Annotated in this window: 13 protein-coding genes and 2 tRNA genes; 12 read left to right on the plus strand and 3 right to left on the minus strand. The window is 42.9% G+C overall.

The features are described 5' to 3' along the window. The first annotated feature begins 3 nt into the window (after positions 1-3). The 3 genes from DXB73_RS09095 (at position 4) to DXB73_RS09105 (ending at position 4490) form a co-directional block, all read left to right on the plus strand. A complete protein-coding gene (locus tag DXB73_RS09095; protein ID WP_118690891.1) occupies positions 4-822 on the plus strand; it encodes a metal ABC transporter permease in 819 nt (272 codons plus the stop codon). A 23-nt stretch (positions 823-845) separates the two neighbouring features. Further along, on the plus strand, positions 846-2732 hold the full coding sequence (locus DXB73_RS09100; protein ID WP_118690892.1) for a bifunctional homocysteine S-methyltransferase/methylenetetrahydrofolate reductase: 1887 nt from the start codon (positions 846-848) through the stop codon (positions 2730-2732). Positions 2733-2858: 126 nt separating this feature from the next. Beyond that, positions 2859-4490, plus strand: a complete 1632-nt coding sequence (locus DXB73_RS09105) for an ATP-binding cassette domain-containing protein (RefSeq protein WP_022025300.1) — start codon at positions 2859-2861, stop codon at positions 4488-4490. Between the two features lie 198 nt (positions 4491-4688). On the opposite strand, the gene DXB73_RS09110 is transcribed toward DXB73_RS09105, so the two are convergent. Next, a tRNA-Gln gene (locus DXB73_RS09110) sits at positions 4689-4760 on the minus strand. 269 nt (positions 4761-5029) lie between these two features. On the opposite strand from DXB73_RS09110, the gene DXB73_RS09115 reads away from it, so the two are divergent. Further along, the gene (locus tag DXB73_RS09115) at positions 5030-5722 is read left to right on the plus strand and encodes a hypothetical protein (protein ID WP_118690893.1); all 693 of its coding nucleotides are present in this window, start codon (positions 5030-5032) and stop codon (positions 5720-5722) included. A 120-nt stretch (positions 5723-5842) separates the two neighbouring features. On the opposite strand, the gene DXB73_RS09120 is transcribed toward DXB73_RS09115, so the two are convergent. Next, positions 5843-5914, minus strand: a tRNA-Gln gene (locus tag DXB73_RS09120). Positions 5915-6163: 249 nt separating this feature from the next. Between DXB73_RS09120 and DXB73_RS09125 the strand changes: the two genes are divergently transcribed. Continuing rightward, positions 6164-8032 (plus strand): alpha-amylase family glycosyl hydrolase, encoded by a 1869-nt coding sequence (locus DXB73_RS09125; protein ID WP_118690894.1) that lies wholly within the window; start codon positions 6164-6166, stop codon positions 8030-8032. A gap of 112 nt (positions 8033-8144) precedes the next feature. Here the strand turns inward: DXB73_RS09125 and DXB73_RS09130 are convergent, their stop codons facing one another. Further along, entirely contained in the window at positions 8145-8339 is a 195-nt protein-coding gene (locus DXB73_RS09130; protein WP_118690895.1) for a hypothetical protein, read from the minus strand. Positions 8340-8490: 151 nt separating this feature from the next. Here DXB73_RS09130 and DXB73_RS09135 point away from each other — a divergent pair, with 151 nt between their 5' ends. The 7 genes from DXB73_RS09135 to pilM all read left to right on the plus strand — a co-directional run bounded on the left by DXB73_RS09135 (position 8491) and on the right by pilM (position 16754). Further along, a complete protein-coding gene (locus DXB73_RS09135; RefSeq protein WP_118690896.1) occupies positions 8491-8976 on the plus strand; it encodes a DUF5721 family protein in 486 nt (161 codons plus the stop codon). A gap of 177 nt (positions 8977-9153) precedes the next feature. After that, the gene (locus DXB73_RS09140) at positions 9154-10896 is read left to right on the plus strand and encodes an ATPase, T2SS/T4P/T4SS family (RefSeq protein ID WP_118690897.1); all 1743 of its coding nucleotides are present in this window, start codon (positions 9154-9156) and stop codon (positions 10894-10896) included. 69 nt (positions 10897-10965) lie between these two features. Further along, positions 10966-12027, plus strand: a complete 1062-nt coding sequence (locus DXB73_RS09145; RefSeq protein WP_118506796.1) for a type IV pilus twitching motility protein PilT — start codon at positions 10966-10968, stop codon at positions 12025-12027. 225 nt (positions 12028-12252) lie between these two features. Then, complete coding sequence (locus tag DXB73_RS09150; protein ID WP_118690898.1) at positions 12253-13482, plus strand: type II secretion system F family protein; 1230 nt, start codon at positions 12253-12255, stop codon at positions 13480-13482. Between the two features lie 92 nt (positions 13483-13574). After that, positions 13575-14063 carry a prepilin-type N-terminal cleavage/methylation domain-containing protein gene (locus tag DXB73_RS09155; RefSeq protein WP_118690899.1) on the plus strand — a complete coding sequence of 163 codons (489 nt, stop codon included), beginning with the start codon at positions 13575-13577 and terminating at the stop codon, positions 14061-14063. Positions 14064-14095: 32 nt separating this feature from the next. Continuing rightward, on the plus strand, positions 14096-14863 hold the full coding sequence (locus DXB73_RS09160; RefSeq protein WP_118690900.1) for an A24 family peptidase: 768 nt from the start codon (positions 14096-14098) through the stop codon (positions 14861-14863). 187 nt (positions 14864-15050) lie between these two features. Then, on the plus strand, positions 15051-16754 hold the full coding sequence (gene pilM / locus DXB73_RS09165; RefSeq protein ID WP_118690901.1) for a pilus assembly protein PilM: 1704 nt from the start codon (positions 15051-15053) through the stop codon (positions 16752-16754). The last annotated feature ends 4 nt before the right edge of the window (positions 16755-16758 follow it).

Genomic DNA, 16758 nt, shown 5'->3' on the forward strand with positions numbered 1-16758 from the left:
TACATGGAAATGTTAATGCAGATGTTTTCCTATCCATTTATAGTGAGAGCATTTATTGTCGGAATATTGGTATCGCTATGTGCCGCCCTGTTAGGGGTAAGCTTAGTATTAAAACAGTATTCCATGATCGGGGATGGATTATCCCATGTGTCTTACGGGGCATTGTCAATTGCGATCGCATGTGGCATCGCACCGCTTGCACTTTCAATACCGGTAGTGATCGTAGCGGCCTTTTTCCTGTTGCGTATGACAGAGAATGGATTAATGAAGTCGGATGCAGCCATCGCTGCCATGTCAGCTTCGGCGTTAGCGATCGGTGTATCGGTAACAAGCCTTACGACAGGAATGACTACGGATGTGTGCAGTTACATGTTTGGCAGCATTTTGGCGATGACATCCGCAGATGTATATTTAAGCGTTGGTTTGTCTGTGATCGTATTGTTGTTATTTATCTTTTGTTATCACAGTATCTTTACGGTCACTTTCGACGAAAGCTTTGCCAGAGCAACGGGGGTAAAGGTATCATTTTACAATACAATGATCGCAATTTTGACGGCAGTGACGATCGTTCTTGGAATGCAGATGATGGGAGCCATGTTGATATCGAGTTTGGTTATTTTTCCGGCACTCACATCTATGCGTATATGGAAAAGTTTTAAGAGTGTGGTGATCTCTTCCGGTATTTTGGCCGTAATCTGTTTTTGCATCGGAATGATCGTATCCTATCAATTTTCAACGCCGGCAGGAGCAAGCGTTGTATTAGTTAATTTATGTGCGTTTGCGATCTTTTTTGTCATTCAGAAAATCAGAGAACACATATAACATAGCGCATATGGAGGAAAATAATGCTTTACCAGGGAAATATTCGAGACTATCTTAGTAAGCAGCCATTGCTGTTTGACGGTGCAATGGGAACTTACCTTGCAGATAAATATATACAATTTGGTGGGGAATCCTGCGAAAAATGGAATCTTCGCTATCCGGAGCGTATTAAACAGATACACAAAGAGTATATTGATGCCGGAGCAGTGGCGATCAAAACAAACACATTTGCGGCCAATGCAGGAGATCATTTTACAGCAGAAGAGGTTGGAAAGGTTATAGCAGCCGGCACGCAGATTGCACGGGAGGCAATCGAGGAATCTGCAGGAGAGCAGATATTATTTGGTGATATTGGTCCTGTTGTGATCGGCGATGAGAATGATGCGGCAGAACGTTATCGCCTTCCGGTGGACTGCTTTTTGGAGCAGGGTGTGCGTCATTTTTTGTTTGAGACATTAGACAACATAGAAGGATTGGATGAAATTACCGAGTATATTAAGCAGAAGCAGCCGGAAGCATTTATTATTGTCTCATTTGCAGTATCACCGGAGGGCTTAACCCGAAGTGGATGCTATGGGCGTAGTTTATATCAAAAGATGATGAAAGTATCGTCGATCGATGCACTTGGCTTTAATTGTATTTCCGGTCCTAAGCATTTGCTGGATCTCATGTATAAATTGTCAAGAGAAAAGAATACAAAATATATCTCGATCATGCCAAATGCCGGTTATCCTGCCGTACTGGATAATAGAACGTATTACGAGGCACATCATTATTATTATGCAAAAGAGATGTACCAGATCGCAAAGCAGGGGGCGTCTATCATAGGAGGCTGTTGCGGTACCGATCCAAGCTTTATCTCGGAAATAGCTAAGACGTTGCAGCAGTCGCCGCTCCCCGGAAGAAAAACATATAGTGCGGATGGTTCGGGACGGTCCGTCCACTCTGTTGTGGAGAACCGGCAAACGGAACAATCAATCCCTGTCGCAAATGATGGACAGGAAGTGAAAAACTATGCCGGAAAGGACAATCTGTGCAATACCTTTGCAGCAAAATTGGCATGTGGCGAGAAGGTTTTGGTCGTAGAACTGGATCCGCCTGTAACGCCGGAGATCGATTTCTTCATGGAAGGAGCAGTCAAGTACCAGCAGGCAGGCGTTGACGCCATTGATATTGCCGACTGCCCGGTGGCAAAGGCACGCATTGACAGTAGTATATTGGCATGCAAAGTCATGCGCGAACTTGGTCTGACAGCAATTCCGCATATGACCTGTCGTGACCGTAATATTAATGCAACGAAGGCATTGTTGCTGGGATTAAATGTGGAGGGTGTTAACAACGTACTTACCGTGACCGGAGATCCGGTGCCGGCAGCAGAGCGAGGCTTGGTAAAAACAATGTTTAGCTATAATTCAGCGGTGCTTGCAAACCATATTCGTACCCTGAATGAGCAGATTTTTCAGAACAATCCGTTTATGATCAGTGGAGCATTAAATGTAAATGCCGTTAATTTTGACAGTCAGATCATCCATGCTAAGCGTAAGATCAGCCAAGGAATCGATGTATTATTTACGCAGCCGGTACTTACGGAAAGAGCATTAAATAACCTCAAGCGTGCCAGAGAGGAATTAGATGTTAAGATCTTAGGCGGAATTATGCCGGTAGTCAGCTATCGGAATGCCTGCTTTATGAATAGTGAAATGGCAGGAATTGATGTCGATCCGCGTATTATAGAAATGTATCAGGACAAAGACCGGGCACAGGGAGAGGAACTGGCAGAGCAGATATCTGCTCAGGTTGCACAGGAAATTGCCCCATATGTGGATGGCTTTTATCTGATCACGCCATTTAAGAGAGTCGAGCTTATATTGCGGATCATTAAACAGATCCGAGGGCTGTTGGATCGCTAAGGATCGGTATAAATGGCTGAAAAAGGCTTAAATTCCCGAAAAAGGCTTGCAAATTTACATAGTTCCTGTAAAATAGTAAGCGTTGCATATTAAGAGTATGTGAACTGAGAAAGGAAAGAGATAATTATGATACAGGCAAGTAACGTGACATTGCGCTTGGGCAAGAAAGCCCTGTTTGAGGATGTAAATATTAAATTTACAGAAGGAAATTGTTATGGATTGATCGGTGCAAATGGTGCCGGCAAATCTACATTTTTAAAAATACTTACCGGAGAGATCGAACCAAGTAAAGGAGACATCATTATTACTCCTGGTCAGCGACTTTCTTTCTTGAAGCAGGATCATTTCCAGTATGATGAGTTTGTTGCACTTGATACTGTTATAATGGGTAACGAACGCTTATACGACATCATGAAAGAAAAAGATGCGATTTATGCAAAAGAAGATTTCACAGAAGAAGATGGTATCCGTGCCAGTGAATTAGAAGCAGAATTTGCGGAAATGGACGGATGGGAAGCAGAATCAGATGCTGCGACTTTGCTAAATGGTCTTGGAATCGCACCGGAACTTCATTATAAAAAGATGAGTGAGATCGCAGCCAGCGACAAGGTAAAGATCCTGCTTGCGCAGGCGTTATTTGGTAACCCGGATATCTTATTGTTAGATGAGCCGACCAACCACTTGGACTTAGATGCGATCCGTTGGCTGGAAGACTTCCTGATCGATTTTGACAATACGGTTATCGTGGTATCCCATGACCGATATTTCTTAAATAAAGTCTGCACACATATTGCGGACATTGATTATGCGAAAATACAGCTATATGCCGGTAACTATGACTTTTGGTATGAGTCAAGTCAGTTGATGATCAAGCAGATGAAAGAAGCCAACAAGAAGAAAGAAGAGAAGATCAAAGAGCTGCAGGAATTTATTCAGCGATTCAGTGCGAACGCTTCCAAATCCAAGCAGGCAACTTCTCGTAAAAAGGCATTGGAAAAGATCGAGCTTGATGACATGAAGCCATCCAGCAGAAAATATCCATATATTGATTTCCGTCCGGAACGAGAGATTGGTAATGAAGTGCTTACCGTAGAACATTTGTCTAAGACTATTGATGGTGTTAAAGTTTTAGATGACATTTCTTTCATCATCAATCGCGAAGATAAGGTTGCTTTTGTAGGAAGCAACACGATCGCCACAACTACGTTGTTCCAGATCTTAGCAGGAGAGTTGGAACCGGACGAGGGAAGTTATAAGTGGGGTGTTACGACAAGCCAGTCTTATTTCCCAAAAGACAATACAGAGTTGTTCTCCGGGGACGAGACGATCGTTGACTGGTTAATGCCATTTTCACCGGAAAAGGATCCAACCTATGTACGTGGTTTCCTCGGACGTATGTTATTCCCGGGCGAAGATGGTGTCAAAAAGGTTAACGTATTATCCGGTGGAGAGCGTGTTCGTGTTATGCTGTCCAAAATGATGATCTTGGCATCCAATGTTTTGATCATTGATGAGCCGACAGCGCATTTGGATATGGAATCAATCACCGCATTGAATAATGGATTGATCAAATTCCCGGGAGTAATTCTCTTTACATCTCAGGATCATCAGTTTATTCAGACAATTGCAAATCGTATTATGGAAATCACACCGGGTGGATTGATCGACAAGATTTCAACATACGATGAATATCTGGAAAATGATGAGATGGCAAGAAAACGTCAGATCTTGTCTGTACAGGCAGAAGAAGAGGATTAATATACAGCAGAAGCTATAAACCAGATTGTATAAATATAAGAAATTAGTGTGCCCCATGGAGTTCCACGCTTATGTAGGATCCCATGGGGCGTTTTGTTTGAATAAATACTGCTTTGGTTATGGAATAGATGGTTAATAGTTTATTCCTGCAAAAAAATAAACCTTAGAAATACATCTCTAAGGTTTAAAAAAGAAAAACTGGGCTACAAGGATTCGAACCTTGAAATGCTGGAGTCAGAGTCCAGTGCCTTACCATTTGGCGATAGCCCATCATATGTCTTGAAGTATACAACTTACAATGTTTTGTGTAAGCCTTTTGCTCAAGCACTTATTTATTATATAACACTGGAAACGAAAAAGCAAGTCTTTTTTTTAGAATATTCAACACCTTCTTAATCACAAGCTACACAGATTTTGAATATATAACTCTTTAGAAGTGGCTTTTTTTAAAAAATGCCATATTTATTGCGACAAATGACATAAAATATTGAAACATCTAAGAAAATGTATTATAGTAAAATTCAGATAAGCAACATTTGATGATACAGAAGGATAGGGGGGATATTATTAAAGATACAATCGTTAAAGAATACATAGGAAACCCAGAAATTTTTGCGGATGTCTTTAATTTTTTTCTTTATGATGGAGAACAAAAAATAAAGCCGGAGAATCTTACAGAGAAGGATGTTACGGAATTGGTTACATTGCCGGCGGCAATAAAAGGACAGGAATTGTCAAGAGAAGTGGACGTTAGCATAAAAAGATCTCAAATGCATAAACGTTCCAAGCGTAAAACGGATGGCAGTAATTCAGCGCAGAAACACCGCGATTTGTTGAAATTTGCAGCAATGATGCAGGACTCTTATGCAAACTATGTGATATTAGGGGTTGAGAATCAGATGGAGGTGCATTATGCAATGCCGGTGCGTAACATGGTATATGATGCACTGCAGTATGATAAACAAGTTGCAATGATTGCAGCAGCTAATGTGATTAATACAGTTGCAGGGATAGGATTGGAAATTAGGCAAGACAGGGGGAAAGTGGATATGTGCAAAGCAATTGAGGATCTGAAGGCAGAGAGCCGAGAGGAAGGTCGTGCAGAAACTATAGGACAGACAGTAACCATGTTGAGAAATATGAAGATACCGAAAGAAACGATATTATCAGAATTGCAGAAGACATTTTCAATCAGTGAAGAGGAAGCTAACAGAATATATAGTACAAAATGAACGAATGCATCTTTTTATTGTTATGATTGTCTATGTAAGACAGAGTCGCAAAAATTATATATAAAAAGCAAACAAAAAAATAAAACCCTAGATAACTATCTAAGGTTTAAAAATAAAAAACTGGGCTACAAGGATTCGAACCTTGAAATGCTGGAGTCAGAGTCCAGTGCCTTACCATTTGGCGATAGCCCATCATATGTCTCAAAGCATGCCATTTACAATGTTTCATGTAAATATTTCGCTCAAGCACTCAGCTATTATATAATAATATTTTCCAAAAAGCAAGCCCTTTTTTAAAAAAGTTTCATGACATTCTTGCAAATAGTTGAATTAGATCGATGAAGTACACATCTTGCATATTACCTTTACACCAATGTTAAAAATGTAGTAAAATAGAAATAGTGACTAGACCATAGGGTCAAAAATGATTGGAGTAACAGTATGACAAAAAATCAATTTACAATACAGCCGGGCAATGCACTGCCGCTTGGCGTGACAAAGGTGGCAGATGGTGTTCAATTCGCCATATATTTGCCGGACAAGAGAGAATGTTACCTAAAGCTATTTCGTAAAGGGCATCAGACAGAGCAGTATCGGATACCGCTTACGGATGAATATCGCATGGGAAGCGTATATTTCGTACACCTGCGTTCCAAAAATACGACAAGTGCCTTTGATATAGCCGAAGAATTATCCGATAAGTACGAATACGTATACGAAGCAGACGGGGAAGATATTGTGGATCCCTATGCGGCAGGAATATCCGGTCGTGACCGTTGGAATCGTACAGATAAAATGCCCGTCAGAGGTCGTATCTGTTTGAAAGAATTTGACTGGGAAGGAGATTACATTCTGCGCAAGCCCTTTCATGAGCTGGTTTTATATCAATTACATGTAAGAGGATTCACAAAACATGCCTCCTCCGGCGTGAGCAAGCCGGGTACTTTCGCAGGTCTGCAGGACAAGATACCATATATGAAAGATCTTGGGATCAATGGCGTACTCTTGCTTCCGGTATATGATTTTGAAGAAAAGCAGGGTGATAAAGTAAATTATTGGGGATACGGTGTAAGTGATACGTATTATTTTGCACCAAAAGCAGCCTATAGCAGCGGAGAAAATGCAGATGAAGAATTCAAAGAAACGATCAAAAAGCTTCATCGCAACGGGATGGAAGTTATTTTGGACTTCTATTTTGCACCCGGCACCAATCTCAACTTAATGACAGATTGTTTGCGGCATTGGGTATTAAACTACCATGTGGATGGTTTTCGGGTCAACACAGAAGTCATGCCATCGCTTACATTAGCATCAGATCCTATTTTATCCGGTGTCAAGCTGTTTTCTTCTTATTGGGATGAAGAAATGCTATCCGGCGCCGGTATTCATCAGGCGGATAACTGTCTGGCAGAATATAACGAAGGCTTTATGAACGATGCCCGACGTTTCCTGAAAAGTGATGAGGGACAGGCAGAAGCGTTTTATAAAAGATTTTACCGCCATCCGGATAAAGTGGGCGTTATCAACTTTATGACCCATGTAAATGGATTTACGATGATGGACCTGGTGTCCTACGATATCAAACATAACGAATCAAACGGGGAACGAAATGCCGACGGAACGGAGTACAATTATAGCTGGAACTGTGGCGTGGAAGGAAAAACCCGCAAAAAGGCTGTACTGGAGCAGCGGAAACGTCAGATCCGCAACGCATTTTTGATGCTGTTATTTAGTCAGGGAACGCCGATGATCCTTGCAGGCGATGAATTTGGCAATAGTCAGGAAGGCAATAATAATCCGTATTGTCACGATGATGCGGTAACTTGGCTCAATTGGAAACCAACCAAGACAGGGGAGCAGATCCGCAACTATGTGAAACAGTTGATCGCATTTCGTACAGAGCATCCGGTGCTTCATCAAGCGAAAGCATTATGTATGCAGGATACGTTATCCTGTGGTCTGCCCGGCATATCGGCGCATGGAGTGCAAACGTGGCGTCCGGACTTTTCCAATTACAGCCGCATATTAGGTGTGCTGTTAGCCGGAGATTATGCGCAGAAACCGGATGGAACTTCCGATGATTCTATATACATCATTTTTAATATGTATTGGGAGACAAAGTCCTTTGATCTGCCAACGCTGCCGGCAGGCAAAGAATGGCATGCTGCCATCGAGACATTTGATGAAACATTTCACGTGTTGCCGCAGACGGCCGTTAAGCAGACCAAGAGAAGCAAGAATACAAAACTGGGCAAGCAGCGTGCAACCGTAGTTCCACCGCGTTCTATTGTTGTATTTGTCAGCCGCTAGCAGATATATGCGACCGGTAGCCGTCGCAAGCAAAAAAGCAGACACAGGAGCGAAGAACCGCGCCCCTGCATCCGCATGAGGGAGTGTCTGCAGACGCAGATCAGAAATACAATTAGAAATCGTGATTTTTCATGATTTCTGAGTAAAGATCAAGATCACAGACATTTGGCTCTGTGTAATGGGTGCAGTTAGTGCAAGATACGCTCTCTGCAGTAGAGTTAGAGCATCCGCATTTGCCTGTTTCGCAAGGGCAATACTGCGTACAATGTTCTGCAACTTCTTTCATGGTTTTTGCATCTTTTTTCATGATCGTGCCTCCTTATCTGCGCTGTCTGAAGTAGGCAGCCGATGCTGACAGCGCAAGTGCACACGGCTGTAATCTATAGGAAGACAAACTCTCTGCATCCAAACAGCAGAAAATTTGTCGTGCAATTAGTATGCACAGAAAGCAGGATTTTATGATTTTATTGAAAATTTCTGAAATACAAAAAGCTATGGCGCACTTATTGATCCGTGATGCCTTTGATGAATGTTATTTGGAGCAGGCAGAAGTGCTCACCTTTGCCAAATTGACCATGCAGGGTGGGCGTAATCCGAATTGGTACGATGAAGCGCCTGCAGATGACGGGGTTCGATGGAAAGAGTGCAAACCAACGATATTTACTTATATAAAAGGGGATCGAACGCCAACGATGATGCGCATTTCTTTGAAAGCCAGTGCAGAATTTGCAGAAAAATTGTTGGAAAACAGTGGCGTTTATGACCTGTATTTGCAGGAAAAACCGATGTTGCAACTGCAATTTCGCTATGAAAAGCAGGAATTGGTATTCGTCACCGGTATTACGCATGCAGAATTCACCATGGATAAACGTATTGAGTTCGCATGGGATGCAGCGGTAGAACAGTATGTGAGAAGTTTGGGAGTTGGGGCAGAACGAGGATAAGAACCTATATTATCAGAGCAAATACTTGCGTTATATGCCAAAAACCACTATAATAGAATTAAATGTGGGTAAGTATGCCTTGTTGTATGGGATGGCACACATGCCCGGAGCGAGAATAATAGCAACAACACAACGAGAAGGAAGAAAATATGCAAAAAGTATGAGCAGGAGGGGAAGATGGATAGTTTTGGTGCATCAAGAGGACGTCGTAAGAAACGTTTAGGAGATTTGCTGATTGAAGGTGGCTTGATCAATGACGAACAGCTTCAACAGGCATTACAGGCACAAAAGGAAGGTGATGTCAGACAGAAACTTGGTACAGTGCTGATCGATCTGGGCTTTGCATCTGACGATGATATTGCAGAAGTACTGAGCAGACAGTTGAATTTGACGAGGGTTCGCTTAGCGGATTATCATATAGAAGACAATATACTCACATTGGTTGATGAGAAATTGCTTCGTAAATATATGTTGATGCCATATGAGTTTGATCCGGAGAATCCGAACGTGCTCCGTGTAGCAATGAGCGATCCGATGGATCTCGGCGCGTTAGATGATCTGTCTATCGTGACAGGTCTACGCATCGAGGCGCATGTTACTACAGTAAAGGATGTAGCGCAGGCGCTTGACCGTTACTTTGGCAATGCGGAAGCAATGAAAGTGGCGGATCAGTTCACGAAAGAGCATCAGGAGCGTTATGGTAATAGAGAGAATCGTAACGAAGAGTCAGAGGAGATCAAGCAGGCACCGATCGTACGACTCTTAAATCAGATTATTGAGCAGGCAGTACATAAAAGAGCCAGTGATATTCACTTTGAGCCGATGGAAGAGCAGCTTCGTATCCGATTCCGAGTGGACGGTGTGCTTCAAGAGGCGATGCGGCATGATATTACGCTGTTCCCGGCGTTGGTCGCTCGTATCAAGATTGTCAGCGGTATGGACATTTCAGAGAAACGTAAGCCACAGGACGGTCGTATGAGCGTTATCGTTGATCGACAGGAGTTCGATCTCCGTGTATCTAACCTGCCGACGGTATACGGCGAGAAAGTCGTAATGCGTTTGACTCAGAAGAAGGCACTGACGAGAGATAAGAAGGATTTGGGATTCCAGCCGGATGATTTAGCAAAGTTCGATAAGATCTTGGCGCACCCGCACGGTATTATCCTTGTAACAGGACCAACCGGTAGTGGTAAATCTACGACATTGTATACGGCACTTAGCGAATTGAATACAGAGGGCGTTAATATTATCACCGTAGAGGACCCGGTAGAGGCAAACCTTGCCGGGATCAATCAGGTACAGACCAACCCGAAGGCGGGACTTACCTTTGCATCGGCACTTCGTTCTATCTTGCGTCAGGATCCGGACATCATCATGATCGGTGAGATCCGTGACCAAGAGACTGCTAATATTGCCGTTGAAGCGTCTATTACCGGTCACTTGGTAGTAAGCACGCTGCATACAAATAGTGCGGCAAGTACGATCACCCGTTTGGCAGATATGGATATAGAGAGTTACATGATTGCAGATGCTGTTGTTGGTGTTATTGCACAGCGACTGCTTCGACGTGTATGCCCGGATTGTAAGAAGATGGTTCCGTTGACGGAATTCGAAAAGGAAGAAATGCATATCCGGCCGGAATACCGGAGCAGAGAGATTCTTGTACCGCAGGCAAATGTCGGCAGTGATTGCATGAGATGCGGCGGATCGGGATATCAGGGTCGTGTCGGTATTTATGAGATCATGCCAATGTCTAATATGATCAAGCGAATCATTATTCGCGAGGGATCAGCGGAGGAGATTGAGAATCAGGCGATTCGAGAAGGAATGAAAACACTTGTCACTTCAGCAAATCAATATGTATTACAGGGTATTACGACGATTGAAGAAGTACATCGTGTTGCATATGGAGAAGAGTAAAAAGAGAGGGCTATTGTTAGACCTTATCGGATAGAACTAAAAATCTAAGCACAAAATGGGGGAACAGACATGTTAAGTTTTACGATTAATGATCTGCTTGCACAGGCACGTAAGATCGGCGCATCCGATCTTCATGTAGCTGCAGGAGCAGAGGCAAAATGCCGTGTGCACGGTGAATTAAGGAAAATTACAAGGGAACCGTTGTCGGCAGCAGACACTGCGGAATTGATCATGCCGATGGTGCCGGAACGATTGCGTGCATCGCTGGATGAGACGGGTGAGGCGGATTTCTCGCACGCCATTCCGGGGAATGGCCGATTCCGTGTGAACGTACTCAAGCAGAAAGGTGCATTGGGTACGGTTATTCGTTTGATCAGTACGGAGATTCCCAGTGCAGAGTCTTTGGGGCTGCCACCGTCAGTCGTAGAGCTTACCAAGAAAAAGCGTGGACTTGTCTTAGTGACAGGACCGACCGGTAGTGGTAAATCTACCACGTTGGCATCGCTCATAGATATTATTAATACAGAACGTGCAGAACATATTATCACAATGGAAGACCCGATCGAGTACGAACATTTTCATAAGGCGTCCATTATCAATCAGCGTGAAGTAGGAATGGATACGATGTCCTTTAGCGCAGCGCTCCGTGCAGCACTTCGTGAGGATCCGGACGTTATCCTCGTCGGCGAGATGCGTGACTTGGAGACGATTTCATCAGCGATCACTGCGGCTGAGACCGGTCACTTGGTATTTTCAACCTTGCATACCATTGGTGCAGCAGCAACTGTCGATCGTGTTATCGACGTATTCCCGCCACATCAGCAGCAGCAGATTCGTGTGCAGTTGGCGAATGTATTGATTTCTGTTATTTCTCAGTCCTTGATCCCAACGAGAGATGGCAAAGGTCGTGTAGCAGCGTTTGAGATCATGCATACTACACCTGCGATCCAGAACCTGATCCGTGAGAATAAGACACATCAGATTTCATCTTCGATCCAGACAAGTAAGAATATGGGCATGATCACGATGGATGATGCGATTTACAAATTGTATAATGACGGCAAGATCGATTCTACGCAGGCACTTGAATTTGCACAGGAACCGGATCAGTTGCGTAAAAAATTATACTAAATATTTAAATTCGGCATATTGTCTAACTACGGCAGTAGAAAATTGGATAGTTTTAACAAAAATGGAAAAAATGACACAAAATTGTCTAAAAAAGCAAAAAATATGGTATAATTTTTGAACAAACTATGAACAACTTGGAATTGAAACGGATTCTATATGGGTGAAATTCGAAACGAGTATCATTTATATAGAAGATTGTTCATACATACATAGTGGAAGGAAAAGGTGATACGTGTGGCGACAACAGCGTTTAACTATACGGCGATAGACGCCGGTGGAAAACAGAAAAAAGGCACGATCGAAGCTGCCAGCTTAGATGCGGCGAGAGCGAATCTGAAGAATCAGGGGTTGACACCGATTACGGTGGAGAAACCAAATGCCTTGAATAAGGAACTGAGCATCAACATTGGCGGTAAGGTTAAGGCGAAAGACTTGGCAGTGTTCTGTAAGCAGTTCCAAAGTATCCTGCATGCCGGAGTTACCGTGATCCAGGCGCTTGGAATGCTTGGTGAGCAGTGTGAGAATAAGAAACTGCAGAATGCGGTACAGGAAGTAAAGGTACTTGTAGAGAAAGGTGATACATTGGCGGGTGCGATGAGCACGATGCCGGATGTATTTCCGAGTATTTTGGTAAACATGGTGGAAGCCGGTGAAGCTTCCGGTAGTTTAGAGACAACATTTGAACGAATGTCGGTAAACTTTGATAAAGATGCCAAGATTAAGGGAATGGTTATGCAGGCAATGATTTATCCTTGTATCTTACTTTTAGTAATCGTTGGTGTAGTTATCATCATGTTAGTAAAGGTAGTACCATCATTCCAAGAGACGTTTGATTCGGCAGGTGGCAAATTGCCGGGTATTACATTAGCAGTTGTGGCGATCAGTAACTTCCTGATCGCAAAGTGGCCGTTCTTCTTAGGTGGTGTGATCGCAGTTGTTGTTGCTATCCGAATGTTTATGAAGACAGACCAAGGAGCAGTGTTCTTTGGAACGATTGCTATGAAAGCACCGATATTTGGAAATCTCACGATCAAGTCGGCAAGTGCGAGACTGACTCGTACATTAAGTACATTGATGGCATCCGGAATTCCGATGGTAGCAGCGATAGAAATAGTCGCAAAACTGATGTCGAATCGATTGGTTCAAGTGGCAGTTGAGGATGCGAAGAATGAAGTAGAGCGAGGTGTGGCACTGTCGCAGCCGTTAGAAGATAGTGGAGTATTTCCACCGCTTCTCTGTCACATGACGCGTATTGGTGAGGAAACCGGTAATATGGAAGAAATGCTGGAAAAGGTTGCCGATTACTATGATGAGGAAGTGGAAGCGGCAACGCAAGCGGTAACGGCGATTATGGAACCTCTTATCATCATTTTGATGGCAGCAATTGTCGTTCCAATCATGGGAGCAATTATGGCACCGATGCTTAGCATCTATAGTATGGCAGAGAATTCTTAAAGAGGTTTCTGTACTAAATCAAAGTTGTGTTATAACCACGAGCCAAGGAGTGGTTTATAATAAATATTTTATAAGAAAAGGAGATTAAAGTTATGAAAAATTATTTAGCAAAGTTACGTGAAAACGAAGAGAAAGGTTTCTCTCTCGTTGAGTTGATCATCGTTATGGCAATTATGGCTATCTTAGTAGGTGTAGTTGCATCACAGGTTATTCCGTACATGGAGAAATCTCGTCAGTCTAAAGATCAGCAGCAGCTGTCTAGCCTTTGCACGGACATTGTAAGCGCAATTTCACAGGCAGATACAGATCCTGGAGATATTACTACTGCTACTGAATTAAGTGCTGTTGGAAACGGTGCTGGTTCATGGGGAAAAGTGTTAGAAGGTCTTCGCAGTGCTGACGGAACAACAGATAAGTCTTTGGCTGATATTGAAAGTGATGTTACTGGTAAGTTAAAGAGTAAACTTGCAGGAACATCACCAAAAATTTATGTTAAACGTTCTTCTGGTGTGGTAACAGTATTTGTTGGTGATGCTAGTGGAACCTCTGTAGGTGGAAAATTGGAAGTAAAATCTGAGTAATTATTATTGTTGAACAATTAAGGAGCAAGATTATGCCAATGTGGTGTGCGTATTTGGTTTTGTACATATGTGTATTTATGTTTGGAATAGTGATAGGCAGTTTCTTGAATGTCTGCATTTATCGTTATCCGAAGAAGGAGAGTTTGTTAAAGGACTCGCATTGTATGGAATGTGGATACCACCTGCGCTGGTATGATCTGATCCCATTATTCAGTTTTCTAATACTAAGGGGCAGATGCAGGAAGTGCCATGCGAAGTTATCGCTTCAGTATCCCCTCGTGGAAGGAATGAATGGAGCATTATATGTGATCGTTTTCTTGGCGAACGGTTTCAACGTTATGAGCGTGATATATTGTCTCCTGACATCCGCCCTAATAGTATTAAGTATCATTGATTTTAGACAATACATTATCCCGGACAAGGTGAACATAGTGATTCTTGTGTTGGGTATTATTGCTACGATTGTAGACCAGTCACAATGGAAAGACCATGTGATCGGTTTCTTTTCAGTCAGTGTTATCTTATTAATCATCTATTTGGTGACAGTAGGACGCGGCATTGGCGGCGGCGATGTAAAGCTGATGGCGGTTGCAGGACTGGTGATTGGCTGGAAAGCATGTATTGTTGCATTTATTGTAGGGTGTATTGCCGGATCGATCATTCATGTGATACGAATGAAAGTTAGTGGTGCAAATCATCGCTTAGCGTTAGGACCTTATCTTTCAATGGGAATATGGTTTGCAATGTTATTTAGTGAACCGATAATAGAGTGGTACTTGAGATTGTGTGGACTGGCATAGGACACACATATCTTTGTTGTTATGGGCTTTTTTGACCAAGATTAAGCAATGGAAAATCTTGGTTTCATTGTCACAGAGTGCTTGACGCATTGTCAAACATTGTGTGATATGAAACTGGTTTCTATTGTATTTCGTACAGAAGCTATGGATCAAATTATGATGAAAAAGACAGGGAGGAACAAGATAGATGGCAAAGAAAGTATTGAGTATTGAGATAGGACAACAGGTAACCAAGGCAGTTGTCATTGATTTCCTGAAGAAGAACCCTCATGTGTACAATGCCTTTTCCTTTGACACACCGGATGGTGTTATGGAAGATGGTTATGTCAAGGATAAGGATCGTATGGCACAACTTCTTCGTGAACAGATGAAAGACAATGGTGTCAAAGAAAAAGAGGTTGTGTTCTCTATCGCATCTAGCAAGATTGCGAGTCGTGAGGTAACTGTTCCGTACGTTCCGGAGAAGAACTTAGACAATCTGATCAATGCGACAGCGCAGGATTACTTCCCGGTCAACATGGATGAGTACACATTGGCTTACAACGTGTTAGAGACCGTTAAGGAAAAGGATAAAAAGAGCTTGAAGCTGTTGCTTCTTGCTGCGCCGGATTCTTTGATCCAGAATTATTATAGTCTGGCAGATCTGATGGGCGTTCGCGTGGAATCCATTGACTATTATGGAAACGGTTCCATGCAGGTGCTGCAGAAACATATTGGCTCCGGATATAGCGTGTGTGTGCAGATCGGTTCCTTAAATACTATGGTGAGTGTATTGAAAGAGAATCAACAGATCATGCAGAGAACGATTCCATATGGTACGAATACAATTATAGAGACGATGTTAGCACATCCGGCATTGGAGTGCCGCGATGAGACGGATGCAATGGAAATGCTCTGTCGTGAAAATGTTGTGTATTCCACATTGGATTATGAGGACGAGACAGTACGAGGAACAAGAATTTCCGAGGATCAGTGGAAACGCTCCGGCCAAAGCCGTGAGGCAAGAAAAGCAGTTACCGATGCGGTAGGCGGTATCTTATTAAGTGTTATTCGAGTGGTTGATTATTTTGGCTCTCGTTATCCGGACTGCCAGCTCGGTTATATTTATATCACAGGTATGGGTGTTAAGATCCGCGGTTTGGATACTTTGTTTGAGCGTGAGATGGACCTTCCGGTTCGTAAGCTGGAGAAATTAACAAACATTACATTCTCTAGAGGATTCGCAAGAAGCTTGCAGGATCAGACGGAGTATATCGCAGCGATTGGTGCAGCGATTGAGCCGGTTGGATTTTCCTTAAAGGAACTGAAAAACAAGCAGGGTCGTGCGGCAAGCATGAGAACGGTCAAGATCATCTTGGCAGGCAGTGTGGTTGTTGCAGTTGCGCTCGTTGCAGTTGGATGGTTCCGACTTGTTGGTGCGAACAAGGAGAACGAGAATCTCAAGATGGAGAAGCAGTCACTGCAGAGCATTAATCAGGTATATACGGAGAACGAACAGGCGACTAAGAAGTTTGAAGATGCGGCTGCGCTGCATGTGGCGACATCGACGAAGAATCAAAATTTGGTAGCATTGATCGAGCAGTTACAGAAGAAGCTGCCAAAGCAGATGCAGGTATCTACATTACAGTCGACAGAAGATAAAGTGACACTGACGATCACAACAAAAACAAAAATTTCAGTTGCGAAAATGTTGGTGGAATTTGAAGGAATTGATCTATTGACGAATGTGAATGTTGCTTCTATTACTGGTGAAGATAATGACGGAAAAGTAGGTAAATACACATTCTCGGTAACAGCAGATTATACACAGTTACCAACGAAAGAAGAGAAGGATGTTTCACTGGATGAAGCAGATACAACGACAACAGATACAACACAGACGGCACAGTAATAGG

Source organism: Clostridium sp. OM05-6BH, from assembly GCF_003481635.1.
GTDB lineage: Bacteria > Bacillota > Clostridia > Lachnospirales > Lachnospiraceae > Butyribacter.